Source organism: Ancylobacter vacuolatus (assembly GCF_030813595.1).
Taxonomy (GTDB): Bacteria; Pseudomonadota; Alphaproteobacteria; order Rhizobiales; family Xanthobacteraceae; genus Ancylobacter; species Ancylobacter vacuolatus.
In genome coordinates this window covers 302,337-317,441 of sequence record NZ_JAUSUH010000002.1, presented here as the reverse complement: position 1 = coordinate 317,441, position 15,105 = coordinate 302,337, and the positions used below count along the sequence as shown (strand labels likewise).

General features: G+C 69.7%; 10 protein-coding genes. 5 read left to right on the top strand and 5 right to left on the bottom strand.

Annotated features, from left to right (window positions below):
• Positions 1-23: 23 nt before the first annotated feature.
• The 4 genes from J2S76_RS05430 to J2S76_RS05415 are packed head-to-tail and all read right to left on the bottom strand — an operon-like array spanning position 24 to position 4,786.
• A complete protein-coding gene (locus J2S76_RS05430) occupies positions 24-1,061 on the bottom strand; it encodes an ABC transporter permease (RefSeq protein ID WP_307058259.1) in 1,038 nt (345 codons plus the stop codon).
• Entirely contained in the window at positions 1,054-2,583 is a 1,530-nt protein-coding gene (locus J2S76_RS05425) for a sugar ABC transporter ATP-binding protein (protein ID WP_307058257.1), read from the bottom strand. The genes J2S76_RS05430 and J2S76_RS05425 overlap by 8 nt, the downstream gene beginning before the upstream one ends.
• On the bottom strand, positions 2,580-3,731 hold the full coding sequence (locus J2S76_RS05420; RefSeq protein WP_307058255.1) for a Gfo/Idh/MocA family protein: 1,152 nt from the start codon (positions 3,729-3,731) through the stop codon (positions 2,580-2,582). The genes J2S76_RS05425 and J2S76_RS05420 overlap by 4 nt, the downstream gene beginning before the upstream one ends.
• Positions 3,728-4,786 (bottom strand): sugar phosphate isomerase/epimerase family protein, encoded by a 1,059-nt coding sequence (locus tag J2S76_RS05415; RefSeq protein ID WP_307058253.1) that lies wholly within the window; start codon positions 4,784-4,786, stop codon positions 3,728-3,730. The genes J2S76_RS05420 and J2S76_RS05415 overlap by 4 nt, the downstream gene beginning before the upstream one ends.
• A gap of 164 nt (positions 4,787-4,950) precedes the next feature.
• Between J2S76_RS05415 and J2S76_RS05410 the strand changes: the two genes are divergently transcribed.
• From J2S76_RS05410 to J2S76_RS05395, 4 genes are all read left to right on the top strand, one after another.
• Entirely contained in the window at positions 4,951-5,988 is a 1,038-nt protein-coding gene (locus J2S76_RS05410) for a LacI family DNA-binding transcriptional regulator (protein WP_307058251.1), read from the top strand.
• A gap of 113 nt (positions 5,989-6,101) precedes the next feature.
• Positions 6,102-8,861: an autotransporter domain-containing protein gene (locus tag J2S76_RS05405; RefSeq protein ID WP_307058249.1), complete on the top strand. Its 2,760-nt coding sequence runs from the start codon at positions 6,102-6,104 to the stop codon at positions 8,859-8,861.
• A gap of 157 nt (positions 8,862-9,018) precedes the next feature.
• On the top strand, positions 9,019-11,517 hold the full coding sequence (locus J2S76_RS05400) for a glucan 1,4-alpha-glucosidase (protein ID WP_307058247.1): 2,499 nt from the start codon (positions 9,019-9,021) through the stop codon (positions 11,515-11,517).
• Between the two features lie 13 nt (positions 11,518-11,530).
• Positions 11,531-12,253 (top strand): ROK family protein, encoded by a 723-nt coding sequence (locus J2S76_RS05395; protein ID WP_307058245.1) that lies wholly within the window; start codon positions 11,531-11,533, stop codon positions 12,251-12,253.
• Between the two features lie 221 nt (positions 12,254-12,474).
• Here J2S76_RS05395 and J2S76_RS05390 read toward each other — a convergent pair whose 3' ends face one another.
• Positions 12,475-13,725, bottom strand: a complete 1,251-nt coding sequence (locus J2S76_RS05390; protein WP_307058243.1) for a Zn-dependent hydrolase — start codon at positions 13,723-13,725, stop codon at positions 12,475-12,477.
• A 216-nt stretch (positions 13,726-13,941) separates the two neighbouring features.
• Here J2S76_RS05390 and argE point away from each other — a divergent pair, with 216 nt between their 5' ends.
• A complete protein-coding gene (argE, locus tag J2S76_RS05385; RefSeq protein WP_307058240.1) occupies positions 13,942-15,096 on the top strand; it encodes an acetylornithine deacetylase in 1,155 nt (384 codons plus the stop codon).
• The last annotated feature ends 9 nt before the right edge of the window (positions 15,097-15,105 follow it).

Below are 15,105 nucleotides of genomic sequence, written 5' to 3'. Positions count from 1 at the left end.
TTTTCCTCCCGTTATTTCCGCTCTCAGGCGGATGATTTGCTGCGCTGGAGAACCACCGCGAGCACGATGATGACGCCCTGGATCGTCCCGTTGAGATAGGGAGAGACGAGGTCCGCCAGAATGAGGATGTTGTCGATCAGGCTCAGGATCAGCACGCCGATTACCGTGCCCCAGACCCGGCCATAGCCGCCCTTCAGCGCCGTGCCGCCGATGATGACGGCGGCGATCGCCTCCAGCTCCCACAGCATGCCGGTGGAGCCCGAGGCCGAGCCGAGGCGCGGCACATACATGATGGTGGCAAGGCCGACGAGCAGGCCGAGCAGCACATAGGTCATCAGCCGGATGCGCTCGACATTCACCGCCGAATACAGCGCCACCTTGTCATTGGAGCCGATCGCCTCGCAGTAGCGGCCGAAGCGCGTATGGCGCATGGCGATCTGCCCGGCGATGGCCACCACAGCGAAGACGAGGATCGGCCAGGCGATACCGAACAGGCCGGAATAATAGACCGGCCGGTAGAGCTGGCGGACGCCGAAATCGAGGCTGATCGTGCCGCCATCGGCCAGCCACGTCACCAGCGAGCGGAAGATGCCCATGGTGCCGAGCGTGACGATGAACGGCTCGATCCGGGCCTTCGTCACCAATAGCCCGTTGCCGAGCCCCGCCAGCAGCCCGGCGCCGAGCGCGATGCCCATGCCGGCGAGGATCAGCGGCACGCCAACGCCCATCGAGGGCAGCAGCGCGTTCATGGCGAGAATCATCACCCCGGCGATGAACGCCGCCATCGAGCCGACGGAGAGATCGAGCCCGCCTGACGTGATGACGAAGGTCATCCCCACCGCGATCATGCCGATGAAGGCGGAGCGGGCCAGCACATTGGTGACGTTGCCAGCGGAGAGGAAGTTCTCGTTGAGATACGCCCCCAGCGCCACCAGCAGGATCAGCGCCAGCAGCGGGCCGAGCGCCGACAGGCCCGGCAGCCGCGCGGCGAGGGAAGGGCGCGCTGTGTCGGCGCGCGCGAGGTCGGCGCGCGCGGGGTCGGAGCGCGTTGAGTCAGACATGCGAGGCGCTCCCTGAGGCCTGTTCATTGGTGCCCATGACGAGGCGCACCACGGCGTTCTCGGTGAGGCGCTCGCCCTCCAGCTCGCCGGCGATCCGGCCGTGGCGCATCACCAGCACCCGGTCGGACAGGCCGAGAATCTCCGGCATGTCGGAAGAGATGACGATGACGCTGCGCCCCTCGGCGGCCAGCGCGTCGATAAAGGCGTAGATCTGGCTCTTGGTGCCGACATCGATGCCGCGCGTCGGCTCGTCGATGATCACCACCTCCGGGTCGCCGAGCATGGTCTTGGCCAGCAGCAGCTTCTGCTGGTTGCCGCCGGAGAGGTTTCCCACCTTCATGTCGCGGCGCGGGGCGCGAATATCGAAATCGCCGATCGCCCGCGTCAGCGCCGCCTCCTCGCGCCCGGCATCGATGAAGGGCGTGCCGAAGCGGGCCAGCGTCGAGAGGGTGAGGTTCACCGCGAGGTTCTTGTCGAGCAGCAGCCCGTGCTCCTTCCGGTCCTCGGTGAGATAGGCCATGCCGCAGGCGGCCGCCTCGCGCACCGAGCCGACCTTGACCGGCACGCCGTGGCGCAGGATCTCGCCGCTGGCGGGGCGCAGGCCCACCAGCCCCTCGGCGAGTTCGGTGCGGCCGGAGCCGACCAGGCCTGAAATGCCCAGCACCTCGCCGCGCCGCAGGGTGAAGGAAATGTCCTTCACCAGCGGCGGCACGGAGAAGCCCCGCACCTCCAGCGCCACCGCGCCGGCATGGTGGCGCTTGGGCGGGTAGATATCCTCCAGCTTGCGCCCGACCATGGCGGTGGCCATGCCGTCCTCGGTCAGTTCGCCGCGCCCGGCCTTTCGTACCACCGCTCCGTCGCGCAGCACGGTGACGCGGTCGGCGAGGCGGGTGATCTCCTCCAGCCGGTGCGAGGTGTAGAGCAGCGCCACGCCCTGCGCCCGCAGCCGCTCGATCTGGCGGAAAAGCACCTCCACCTCTTTATGGGTGAGCACGGCGGAAGGCTCGTCCATAACAAGCACCCGCGCCTTGCGGGCCAGCGCCTTGGCGATCTCCACCATCTGCCGGTCGGAGACGGGCAGGTCGCGGATGCGCGCCTCCGGGCGGATCGGGCTGTCGAGCTCATCCAGCAGCGCCTGCGTTCCCGTCCGCATCGCCCGGTGGTCGAGGAACAGCCCGCCCAGCTCGCGCCCGAGCCAGATGTTCTCGCTGACGGTGAGGTCGGGGGCGAGGTTGAACTCCTGGTGGATCACCACCACGCCCAAAGCCTCGGCTTGCGCGCCGGTCGTGTAGGGCGCCGGCGCCCCGTCCAGCCGCACCGCGCCGGAGGAGGGCGCAAGGAAGCCGCCGAGGATCTTCATGATCGTCGACTTGCCGGCGCCGTTCTCGCCGATCAGCGCGTGCACTTCCCCGGCGTGGAGCGCGAAGTCGATGCCGTGCAGGATCTCGATCGGCCCGAAGCTCTTGCGCACATCGACGAGTTCGAGCACCGGGGCGGCCGCGCGCTCCGGGGCGGTGCTCACAGCGTCACCCAGCCGGCATTGCGGCGCGAGGACTGCACGCAGGCCTCGACGAAGCGCATGCCGGCCAGCCCGTCCGCCAGCGTGGGGTAGAGCACGCCTTCCGGCACCTTCTCACCCGCCTGATGGGCGCGGATGGCCCGCGCCGCCTCGGCATAGATATTGGCGAAGCCTTCCAGATACCCTTCCGGATGGCCGGGCGGAATGCGCGAGACGCGCCCGGCCTCCGGCCCCGCGCCGGCCCCGTTGCGGGTGATGCGGCGCCTCGGCTCGCCGAAGGGGGTGAACCAGAGATAGTTCGGGTCCTCCTGCGCCCATTCCAGCCCGCCCTTCTCGCCATAGACGCGCAGGCGCAGCCCGTTCTCATTGCCCGGCGCCACCTGGCTCGCCCACAGCATGCCGCGCGCCCCGCCTTCAAAGCGCAGCAGCACATGGGCGTTGTCGTCGAGCGCCCGGCCGGGCACGAAGATGGAGAGGTCGGCCGCCAGCGCTTCCGGCGTCAGGCCGGAGACGAAGCAGGCGAGGTTATAGGCATGGGTGCCGATGTCGCCGGTCGCCCCGCCCGCGCCGGAGCGTTCCGGGTCGGTGCGCCATTCCGCCTGCTTCGAGCCGGATTTCTCCGCCGCCTCGGTCAGCCAGTCCTGCACATATTCCACCTGCACCAGCCGGATTCGGCCAATGTCGCCCGCCGCCACCATGGCGCGGGCCTGCCGGATCATCGGGTAGCCGGTGTAGTTATGCGTGAGTACGAACAGCGCCTTGGCCTGCTCCGCGACCTTGGCCAGCTTCTTCGCTTCCGCCATGGTCGCGGTCAGCGGCTTGTCGCAGATGACATGAATGCCGCGCTTGAGAAACTCGATCGCCGGGCCGGCATGCATGTGGTTCGGCGTGACGATCGCCACCGCCTCGATGCCGTCCTTGCGCCGCGCCTCGCCCTTGGCCATGGCGAGGTAGTCGTCATAGGCGCGCGGGATTCCCAGCGCCGCCGCCGAGGCGCGGGATTTCTCCGGGGTGGAGGAGAGCGCGCCAGCCATGAGCGTGAATTCGCCGTCGAGCCGGGCGGCGATGCGGTGCACGGCGCCGATGAAGGCCCCCGAACCGCCGCCCACCATGCCGAGCCGCAGCGGGGCATTCGCTGAGGGGGCGCTCATCGGTCCAGCCCCAGCAGCGCGCGATTGGCGGCGCGGTCGGTGGCGCCAGCGGCGAAATCATCGAACGCCTTCTCGGTGACGCGGATGATGTGGTTCTTCACGAACGCGGCTCCCTCGCGCGCCCCGTCCTCGGGGTGCTTCAGGCAGCATTCCCACTCGACCACCGCCCAGCCGTCGAAATCCATCGCCGCCAGCTTGGAGAAGATGGCGCCGAAATCCACCTGCCCGTCGCCCGGGCTGCGGAAGCGGCCGGCGCGCTTCAGCCAGGGCTGGTAGCCGCCATAGACGCCCTTGCGGCCGGTCGGGTTGAACTCGGCGTCCTTGACGTGAAACATGCCGATGCGCTCGGCATAGATGTCGAGATGGTCGAGATAGTCGAGCTGCTGCAGCACGTAATGCGAGGGGTCGTAGAGCATCTTGGCACGCGGATGGTTGTCCACCCGCTCCAGGAACATCTCGAACGTGTCGCCGTCGTGCAGATCCTCACCCGGATGGATCTCGAAGCAGAGATCGACGCCGCAGTCGTCGGCGAAGTCGAGCAGCGGGCGCCAGCGGCGGGCCAGTTCGTCGAACGCCTCTTCCACCAGCCCGGCCGGGCGCTGCGGCCAGGGATAGACATAGGGCCAGGCGAGCGCGCCGGAGAAGGTCACCATGGCGGTGAGGCCGAGATGCTTCGAGGCGGTGAGCGCCTTCTTCATCTGGTCGACCGCCCATTCCTGCCGCGCCGCCGGATTGCCGCGCACCTGGGGCGCCGCGAAGCCGTCGAACATCGCGTCATAGGCGGGATGCACCGCCACCAGCTGGCCCTGCAGATGGGTGGAGAGCTCGGTGACGACGACGCCGTTCTGCGACCCCTGCCCGGCCCATTGCGCGCACCAGTCGCGCGAGGCGGCGGCCTGGTCGAGATCGAGGATGCGCGGGTCGTTGGTGGGCACCTGCACGCCGGCATAGCCGCATTCGGCCGCCCAGCGCGTGATGTTCTGCCAGCTGTCGAAGGGCGCGTCTGTGCCGATGAACTGGGCCAGAAACAGGCCCGGCCCCTTGATGGTCCGCATGTTTTCCTCCCGACCGGCGTACCGGCCAACCGTTGGTTTTTGTAATCGGTTGCATTCAGCCTAGCGGAGGCTTGTAATCGATTGCAAGAGGGTGTGGACGGGAATGCCGCAACGCCAGCGCGCGTGCATTGCCAGAGAGCCCCCGGCGCGTCTATGGAGGGGCCATGCAGCACCAGAGACCGAAGATCGTGGACGTGGCGCGGCTCGCCGGCGTTTCCACCGCGACGGTCAGCCGCGTGCTCTCAAATCCCGACGTGGTGAGCGCGGAGACGCGGCGCAGCGTCGAGGAGGCGATCCGCCAGACCGGCTATCGGCTCAACCACGCCGCGCGCAATCTGCGCCACCGGCGCACCGGCGGGGTGGTGGCGCTGGTGCCGAACCTGTCCAACCCGTTCTTCTCGCAGATCCTCGCCGGCATGGCGGCGGTGCTCGCCGGGGCGGGCTATAATCTGCTGATCGCCGATACCTGCGCCATGGGTGGGGAAACCCTGCTCGGCTATGCCGAGCCGAGCCGTGCCGACGGGCTGATCGTGCTCGACGGCACGCTGCCGGCCGAGGGCCTCAAGCGCCGGGTGCCGATCGTGCTGGCCTGCGAATGGATACCGGGTATCGAGGCGCCGCGGGTGAAGATCGATAACCGCGCGGCGGCGCGGGTCGCGGTCGGCCATCTCGCCGATCTCGGCCACACGCGCATCGGCCATGTGATGGGCCCGCCGGGTAATGTGCTGAGCGAGGCGCGCCTCGCCGGCACCGAGCAGGCGCTGGCCGCGCGCGGCCTGCCGCCGCCGCTCGTGCTTCCCGGCGATTTCAGCCTCGATTCCGGCCGCGTCGCCGGCGCCGCCTGGCTCGCTTTGCCGGCGCAAGAGCGTCCCACGGCAATGTTCCTCGCCAGCGACGCTATGGCCTGCGGCTTCATCGGCGAGGTGCAGCATCGCGGCCTTGCCGTGCCGCGCGACGTGTCGGTGATGGGGTTCGACGATATCGAGCTGGTCTCGCACATGACGCCGGCGCTCTCCACCATCCGCCAGCCGCGCGAGGCGATCGGCCGCCGGGCGGCGCAATGCCTGCTGGCGATGATCGGCGGCGAGGCGCTGGAGGGCGACATCGTGCTCCCCACCGAGCTGGTGCTGCGCGCCAGCACCGCTCCTCCCGTTACCGCCCCTGCCATAAAGAGCCGCGCGGCCGGTCCGGCGCGCTTGTGAGCGCGGCGGAATCCGGGCTATCGAAAGGGAAAGCACGGTACGGGGGCAAAGGCGAGGTGGGCGCGAACGCAACGCGATCGGCGGCGAACCTCCCCGCTGCGCGGCGTGTCCGCGTGCGCAGGCCGGGTGCCGGACGGCGCCTCGCCCCTGTTCTCGCGCTGGCCGCCGGCCTGCTGCTCGCCGCCGCGCCGGCGGGCGCGATCTATCTCAACGATGTCGATGCCGCGGCCGTGGGCGGCGTGCAGAACTGGTACGACAGCGAAAACCGCTTCGCCAATGTCGTCGCGCTCTCGATCGACGGCCTGGCGATCTGCACCGGCACGCTGATCAATTCCCGCACCGTGCTCACCGCCGGCCATTGCGCGCTGAGCGACGAGACGGGGGTGGTGCTCAGCTGGTTGAACGAGGTGGAGGTCCGCTTCTCCCCCGACTCGACGCAGCCGACCGCCAATGATCGCGCCCTCAGCGGCGTCGCGGTCAATCCCGCCTATGCTCCCGCCGGCTATCCCTATAATGACGTCGCGCTGATCTCGCTGGCCCGGCCGGTGACCGAGATCGCGCCGGTAACGCTCGCCACCTCGCCCGCTCAGTTGCCCGGTGTCGGCGATGTGGTGTGGATGGCCGGCTATGGCGAAATGGGTACCGGGACCCAGAACAATCTCGGCTATGACGAGCGCCGCCGCGCTGTCACCGGCTCGCTCGGCGAGATCGAGGCGCTGCCGGATGGCGGCTATCTGCTCAATCTCGAGTTTCGCGACCCGCTGAACCCGAACAATCCGAACGACTATGACCTCACGGCCCCGGTGCCGGCCTGGCAGGGCAGTCCGGCGCCAGGCGACAGCGGCGGCCCGCTCTTTATGGTCATGCCCGATGGCGCGCTGGTCCAGATCGGCGTGGCCTCGATGGCGGGAATCGAGGACCCCGACAATCCGGGCCAGCCCATCTTCACCTATGGAAGCTTCGCCACCTACGGCGCCGTCGCCGACCATGTGGACTGGCTCGCCGCCGCCAACCCGCTGCGCAGCACCTCCGCCGCCGCTGGCGCCTTCGCCTGGAGCGACGCCTCTCGCTGGACCGACACGCTCGGCCGCCACGAGACGCCGGACAATGTGGATGGCGACTTCGCCTTCTACGGAACGCTCGGCCGCTATTATGAGGTGACGCTCGCCAACGCCGCGCAGATCCACCTCGACCTCTCGCCCACCCTAGACCGGCTCACCCTGGCGCATCCGGCGGCGCGGCTGGACATCGCCGCCGGCACGCAGCTGGAGGTGCTGCTCGACACCGCGCTGGGCGGCGGAAGCCTCGCCATTGGCGGCACGCTGGTGACGGGCGGCCTGCTGCAATTTGGCGGCGTCGTCTCCGGCACCGGAACCCTCCGCGCGGCCTCGGGCTATGTCCAGGCCGGCGGCACGCTGGCGCCGGGCGCGGCCGGCGCGCTCGGCACGCTCACGCTCGCCGGCGATTATGCGGCGAACGACGCGGCGCAGCTGAACGTGCGGCTCGGCGCGGCGGGCGCCGACCTTCTTGACGTGAGCGGGACCGCCCGTCTCGACGGCACGCTCGCCTATGGCCTGTTCGATCCCGCGCCTTTCGGCAGCTACACCGTGCTGACGGCGGGTGAGGGGATCGCGGGCGCCTTCGCCGCGTTTGCGGGTCCGTCCTCCGCCTTCGCCACGGTCACGGCGGCCATTGGCGGGAATGAGGTGACGCTCGCGGTGGAGAAGGCCCGCGCCTTCGCCTCCGCCGGTCTCACCGCCAACCAGCGCGCCGTCGGTGGCGCGCTCGATCGGATGGACGCTGACGATCCTCTGGTCGCCTCCGCCGCGTGGCTGCCGAGCCTCGCGGCGGCGCGGGGGGCCTTCGACCGGCTCTCCGGCCAGGGCTATGCCTCTCTGCAAACCGTTCTGCTGCAGGACAGCCGCTTCGCCCGCCAGTCGGCTCTGGACCGGCTGCGCGCGGCCTCCGGTGCGGGCGCCGCGGCAGGCGCGCAGGTGGCGAGCTTCGCCGATGACGGCACCCGGCTCGTCGAACCTGCGCCCGGCACCGGCACCGACCTCTGGCTGCAGGGTTTCGGCGCCTTTGGCGACCTCGACGTCAGCCCGGCCAGCGCCGGGCTGACGCGCGACATTGGCGGCTTCCATGCCGGCCTCGACCGGCTGTTCTTCGATGCCTGGCGGATCGGTGCGTTCGGCGGCTACAGCCACAGCTCCATCGGGGCCGGTGCGCTCTCCGCCTCCTACGGCGTCGACAGCTATACGCTCGGTCTCTATGGCGGGCGAAGCTGGGGCCCGCTCGCGCTGCGGCTCGGCGGCGCCTATGGCTGGAACGAGGTTTCCGCCCGTCGCAGCCTCGCGCTGCCGGGGCTGGCCGAGACTCTGACCGCCGATATCAGCGCTGGCACCAGCCAGATTTTCGGCGAGCTCGCCTATGGCCTCGCTCTCCCCGCCGCGACGCTGGAGCCCTTCGCCAGCCTCGCCTATGTCGCGCTGGAAGGCGATGACTTTGCCGAAGCCGGCGGCAGCGCCGCGCTGGCCTCGCCCGGGCTCGACGCCAGCGCCGGCTTCGGCACGCTCGGCGCGCGCCTTTCCGTGCCGCTGGGGGAACGGGCGACGCTTGACCTGCGCCTCGACGCTTCCGCCGCCTGGCAGCATGCTTGGGGCGACGCTTTGCCCACGCTCGCCGTCGGCTTCGCCGGCGGGCCGGCCTTCACCACCACGGGCGCGCCGCTGGCGCGGGATACGGCGCTGCTGGAGGCGGGGCTGATCGCGCAGGCGGGCGATAGCGTTCATCTGGCCGTGCGGTACACCGGCCAGCTCGGCGACGGGCTGCGCGACAATGGCGTTGAGGCCAGCGTGCGGGTCAGCTTCTGACCGTCGCCCGACTCGGCACGGCAGCGATGCCCGATTGACCGCACCGGAAATCTCTCGCAGGTTCCTTGGTGGGGCACGGGAGGCGCGTGCGCCGGGTTGGCCCGGCGCGCCAAGGCAAGGATCGCCCGTTTTCAAGGGCGCGTGAGTGGGGAAAGCGATGAGCACCGATGGAGATCTCACACCGCCCGGCGGCCCCGGCGGCCCGGCACGCTGGACATCGAGCGCCAAGGTCGGCGTCGGCACCGCCCGCACGGCGGCGAGCCGGCTGTGGTTCACGCTGAGCCACGGCATCCTCAACGAGATCTATTACCCCCGCGTCGACACCGCCTGCACCCGCGATTTCGGATTCATCGTCACCGGGCCGGACGGCTATTTCGCCGAGGAGAAGCGCGACGCCGAGCACGAAGTCGGCGTGCTGGAGCATGGTGTGCCGGCCTATCACCTGCTCAACACCGCCAATGACGGGCGCTGGCGTATCCAGAAGCAGATCCTCACCGATCCACGCCGGGAAGTGCTGATCCAGAAGATCACCTTCGAGGCGCTGATCGGCGATATCTCGGACTATCGCCTGTTCGCGCTGCTGGCGCCGCATCTCATCAATGCCGGCGCCGACAACACCGGCTGGGTCGGCGACTACAAGGGCACGCCGATGCTGTTTGCCTCCGGCCGGCGGGGCCAGTCGCTGGCGCTCGCCTGCTCGGTGCCGTGGAAGGCCCGCTCGGTCGGCTATGTCGGCACCTCCGATGGCTGGCAGCAGCTCGCCCGCTCCGGTGCGCTGGAGGAGCGCTACCAGCGCGCCGAATCCGGCAATGTGGCGCTCAGCGCCGAGATCGACCTTGGCGCCAGCAATGGCGAGATGCTGGTCGCGCTCGGCTTCGGCGCCCGGCCGGAAGAGGCGGGGTTCCGAACCGTTTCCAGCCTGCAGGAAGGCTTCGAGGAGCTGCGCCGCACCTATGTGCAGGGCTGGCGCGCCTGGCAGGGCACGCTGCTGCCGCTCGACCATCCGCAGAACCGCTCGAACATCAATTCGTACCGCGCCAGCACCATCGTGCTGGCCACCCACCAGCCGAGTTCCGTGCCGGGCGCGATCATCGCCAGCCTGTCCATTCCGTGGGGCTTCAACAAGGGCGACGAGGATCTCGGCGGCTATCACCTTGTCTGGCCGCGCGATCTGGTCGAGAACGCCGGCGGCCTGCTGGCGGCAGGCGCCTCCGACGAGGCCAAGTCGGTGCTCGGCTATCTCCGCAGCATTCAGGAAACCGACGGTCACTGGTCGCAGAATGTCTGGCTCGACGGCGTCCCCTATTGGGGCGGCGTGCAGATGGACGAGTGTGCCTTCCCCATCCTGCTTGCCGACATGATCCGTCGCGGCGGCCATTTCGCGCGCGGCGAGCTCGACGGCTATATGGACATGATCGAGCGCGCCGCGCGATTCATCGTCCTCAACGGCCCGGTGACCGGCCAGGACCGCTGGGAGGAGGATGCCGGCTATTCGCCCTTCACCCTGGCGGCGGAAATCTCCGCCCTTCTGGCCGCCGCCGAGATGATGGAGCTGTTCGGCCGCAAGGACGAGGCGCAGTATCTGCGCGAGAAGGCCGACGCCTGGAACGACTCGATCGAGCACTGGACCTTCGCCACCGGCACCGACCTCGCGGACAAGCTCGGGGTCGAGGGCTATTATGTGCGCGTCGCGCCGCCGGAAACCGCCGACGCCGCGTCGCCGATCGACGGCTTCGTGCCGGTGAAGAACCGTCCGCCGGGCGACAGCGACCGGCCGGCAGCGCAGCTTATCTCGCCGGACGCGCTGGCGCTGGTGCGCTTCGGGCTGCGCGCAGCGGACGATCCGCGCATCCTCGCCACCATCAAGGCGATCGACGCCATTCTCAAGGTGGAGCTGCCGCAGGGCCCGGTCTGGTACCGCTACAATGGCGACGGCTATGGCGAGCATGAGGATGGCTCGCCCTTCGACGGCACCGGCGTCGGCCGGGCCTGGCCGCTGCTCACCGGCGAGCGCGCCCATTACGAGATCGCCGCCGGCAATCTGGTGCGCGCCGGCCAGCTTCTGGTCACGCTGGAGGACTGCGCCGGCCCCGGCGGGCTGCTGCCCGAGCAGGTGTGGGACCAGGACGACATTCCCGAGCGCGAGCTGTTCAAGGGCCGCCCCTCGGGCAGCGCCATGCCGCTGGTCTGGGCGCATTCCGAGCACATCAAGCTGATGCGCTCGCTGCGCGACGGCAAGGTCTTCGACACGCCGCCGCAAACCGTCCAGCGCTATCTCGTGGACAAGGTGACGTCGCCGCGCCGGCTCTGGCACTTCAACCAGAAGCTCCGCTCGGTGCCCGCCGGCCTCGCCTTGCGGGTGGAGCTGCCGGCGCCGGCGGTCATCCACTGGTCGCTGGATGGCTGGACCACGACGCAGGACACGCCGACGCGGCCCACCGGCTTCGGCTTTCACATCGCCGATCTGCCGACCACCGCCAAGCACCATGGCCGGCACCTGCGATTCACTCTCTACTGGACCGAGTCCGGGACGTGGGAGGGCGAGGATTTCGTCGTCACCGTCGATGGCGACGGCGCGCTGTTCCATGCCAGCGCCGACGAGGACGACCATGAGGTGAGCCGGCGGGTGGCCGAGCCGGCAAAAGCGTCGAAGTGAGAGGATGAACCCCATGACAGACACGACAGCCGCCAGCGGCGCGGCGGGCATTCTCGCGGTCGATATCGGCGGCACCGGGCTGAAATGCGCCGTCATCGACGACCACGGCACCATGATCTCCGAGCGCGAGCGGGTCGACACGCCCCATCCCTGCCATCCGGAGGCGCTGCTCGACGCCTATGCCGGCATGGCGGCCAAGCACCCGGCCTTCGACCGGATCGCCATCGGCTTCCCCGGCGTGGTGCGCGAGGGCAAGGTGCTGACCGCGCCCAATCTCGGCACCGAGCTCTGGGCCGGCTTCGCGCTGGCCGACGCGATGGCGGCGCGCCTCAAGGCCCCCGCCCGGCTGATCAATGATGCCGAGATGCAGGGCTATGGCATCGTCTCCGGCAAGGGGCTGGAAATGGTGATGACGCTCGGCACCGGCTGCGGCACCGCCGTGTTCCGCGACGGCGAGCTGATGCCGCATATGGAGCTGGCGCACCATCCGGTGCACGACAACCTGACCTATGACGAATATCTCGGCGTCGCCGCCTATGAGGCGCACGGCAAGAAGCACTGGAACCACCATGTGCAGCGGGTGATCGAGCTGCTCTATGTGCTGCTGCACTACGACCACCTCTATCTCGGCGGCGGCAATGCCAAGCATGTCGAAATCGAGCTGCCGGCCAATGTCAGCCTGGCCAGCAACGATGCCGGCCTCACCGGCGGCGCCGCGCTCTGGCGCAAGGGGTAGCGGGGAGGGCTGGGCGCGGGCGGTCTGAGGGCGTTGCGCGCCGTTCCGGCCGGCTCCAGAGCCCGCCGGTCTACCCCGGCCCGCCGTCATCCCCGGGCTTGACCCGGGGATCCAGCCTCCCCGCCCATGCCTGGCGGACCCGCACAAACCCACGCCTCGGCCGCCGCGCGTCTCTCCCGCGCCGGGTCGAGCCCGGGTATGAGGGAGGGGTGCGCGCCGGCCTATTCCACCACTTCCGCCGCCTGCAGCACGGCCTGCAGCAGCACATCGGTGCCGGCGCCGGCCCATTCCGGGGTGATCTCCTCCGCCTCATTGTGGCTGAGCCCGTCGACGCAGGGGCAGAAGATCATCGCCGAGGGCATGGTCTTCGCCACCCAGCACGCATCGTGGCCGGCGCCCGACACCATGTCGCGGTGGGAATAGCCGAGCCGCTCCGCCCCCGCGCGCAGATCCGCCAGCAGATCCTCGTCAAAGGCGGTGGGGTCGAAGGCGCCGACGTCCTCGATCGCCACCCCGATACCGAGATCGGCCGCCACCTCCCGCGCCGCCTGCTTCACCTGGTCCGCCATGGAGTTCAGCGTCGCCAGATCGGGATGGCGCAGATCGGCGGTGAACACCACCTTGCCCGGCAGGATGTTGCGTGAGTTCGGCGCGAAAACCAGCTGCCCCACCGCACCGACCGCCTTCTCGCCATGGGCGCGGGTGATCGTCTCGATGCGGTCGATGATGCGCGCCGCGCCCAGGCTGGCATTCAGCCGCCGGTCCATCGGCGTGGTGCCGGTGTGGGTCTCCTTGCCGGTCAGCGTCACCTCCACCCAGCGCAGCCCCTGGCCATGGGTGACGATGCCGATATCGACCCCTTCCTCTTCGAGGATGGGTCCCTGCTCGATATGCAGCTCGAAATAGGCGTGGCCCTTGCGCTGGCCCACCGGCTCCTCGCCCTTGAAGCCGATCCGCTCCAGCTCGTCGCCGAAGCGCAGGCCCGCCGCGTCGGTGCGGTCATAGGCCCAGTCCAGCGTGTGCACGCCGGCATAGACGCCGGAGGCGATCATGGCGGGGGGAAAGCGCGAGCCTTCCTCATTGGTCCAGTTCACCACCTCGACCGGCCGGCGGGTGCGCAGGCCGAGATCGTTCAGGGTGCGCACCACTTCCAGCGCCGCCAGCACGCCGAGCACGCCGTCATATTTGCCCCCCGTGGGCTGGGTGTCGAGGTGGGAGCCGATGAGGATCGGCAGCGCGTCGGCCTCGGTCCCCTCGCGGCGGGCGAACATCGAGCCCATGGCGTCGACGCCGACGGTGAGGCCGGCGTCCGCGCACCAGCGCTGGAACAGCAGGCGCCCCTCGCGGTCGGCATCGGTCAGCGCCTGCCGGTTGTTGCCGCCGGCAATGCCGGGACCGATCTCAGCCATCGCCATCAGGCTGCCCCATAGCCGCCCGCCATCGACGCGCATATTGCCGGTCTGCTGGTTCATCCGCTCGCTCTCCGTCAGGCCCCTTTGGGCGGCGCATGTTAGGGGCGCGGCGTCCCGCCACCAAGCAGCGGTGGCTAGAATCTTTGCGTGCCCGTTTTCGCGACGGTTGTGCTGCCGGCCTCAGCTTTTCCGATCCAGGCCATGCCAAATTAATGGTTTGCCAATGAGCCCCGGCCGGTCATCCTGCCGCCCCGTTCTCCCCTTGCCGGCCTGCTGATGACCGCTTCCCGCCCGATCGAGATCCTGGAACGGCTGATCGCCTTTCCCACTGTCAGCCGCGAGTCCAATCTCGCGCTGATCGACTATGTCCGCGCGCTGCTGGCGCCGCTCGGCGCCCGGCTGACGCTGGTGCACAACGCGGCCGGCACCAAGGCCAATCTCCACGCCGTGCTCGGCCCGCCCGGTGGCGGCGGCGTGCTGCTCTCCGGCCATACCGATGTGGTGCCGGTGGAAGGGCAGGCCTGGAGCACCGACCCGTTCCGCCTCACCGCGCGCGGCGACCATCTGCTCGGGCGCGGCAGCTGCGACATGAAGGGCTTCCTCGCCTGCGTGCTGGCGGCGGCGGAGGCGGCAGCGACGCGGCGGCTCGACCGGCCGCTGCACCTGGCGTTCAGCTATGACGAGGAGATCGGCTGCGTCGGCGTGCGCGGGCTGATCGAGCGCCTCATTGGCGCCGACGACCTGCCGGCGCTGTGCATCATCGGCGAGCCGACCATGTTGGAGACCGTGGTCGCGCATAAGGGCAAGCTCGCCGCCCGCCTCACCTGCCGGGGGCAGGAATGCCATTCGAGCCACGCCCCGGAAGGGCTGAACGCCATCCACCTCGCGCTCGACATGGTGGGCGAGATGCGGGCGCTGCAGGACGAACTCGCCGCCGGCCCGCGCGATGACGCCTATGCCGTACCGTTCACCACCGTGCATGCCGGCACCATCCAGGGCGGCACCGCGCTCAACATCGTGCCGAACGGCTGCACGGTGGATTTCGAGATCCGCAACCTGCCGACCGACGATCCCGCCCTTCTGATGGACCGGCTGTTCGACAAGGCGGCGGCGCTGACGCGGGCGGCGCAGGCGCGCTTTGCCGGCACCGGCGCCGCCATCGACATCGTCAACGCCTATCCCGGGCTGGAGACGCCGCCGGAGGCCGAGGTAGTGGCGCTGCTGCGCCGGCTCAATGGCGAGGGCCCGCTGCGCAAGATCGCCTTCGGCACCGAGGGCGGGCTGTTCCACGAGAAGCTCGGCATAACCACCGTGGTGTGCGGGCCGGGCGATATTCGCGACGCGCACAAGCCGGACGAATATGTCAGCCGCGACCAGCTCGCCCGCTGCGAGGTGATGCTGGCGCGGCTGGTGGACGAGATCAGCGCCTGAGCGACGCGC

Bases quoted from the DNA above. Each gene is read 5' to 3' on its own strand.
- argE (WP_307058240.1), top strand. From the start codon at position 13,942: ATGACCGCTTCCCGCCCGATCGAGATCCTGGAACGGCTGATCGCCTTT.
- J2S76_RS05420 (WP_307058255.1), bottom strand. From the start codon at position 3,731: ATGAGCGCCCCCTCAGCGAATGCCCCGCTGCGGCTCGGCATGGTGGGC.
- J2S76_RS05430 (WP_307058259.1), bottom strand. From the start codon at position 1,061: ATGTCTGACTCAACGCGCTCCGACCCCGCGCGCGCCGACCTCGCGCGC.
- J2S76_RS05390 (WP_307058243.1), bottom strand. From the start codon at position 13,725: ATGAACCAGCAGACCGGCAATATGCGCGTCGATGGCGGGCGGCTATGG.
- J2S76_RS05410 (WP_307058251.1), top strand. From the start codon at position 4,951: ATGCAGCACCAGAGACCGAAGATCGTGGACGTGGCGCGGCTCGCCGGC.
- J2S76_RS05400 (WP_307058247.1), top strand. From the start codon at position 9,019: ATGAGCACCGATGGAGATCTCACACCGCCCGGCGGCCCCGGCGGCCCG.
- J2S76_RS05395 (WP_307058245.1), top strand. From the start codon at position 11,531: ATGACAGACACGACAGCCGCCAGCGGCGCGGCGGGCATTCTCGCGGTC.
- J2S76_RS05415 (WP_307058253.1), bottom strand. From the start codon at position 4,786: ATGCGGACCATCAAGGGGCCGGGCCTGTTTCTGGCCCAGTTCATCGGC.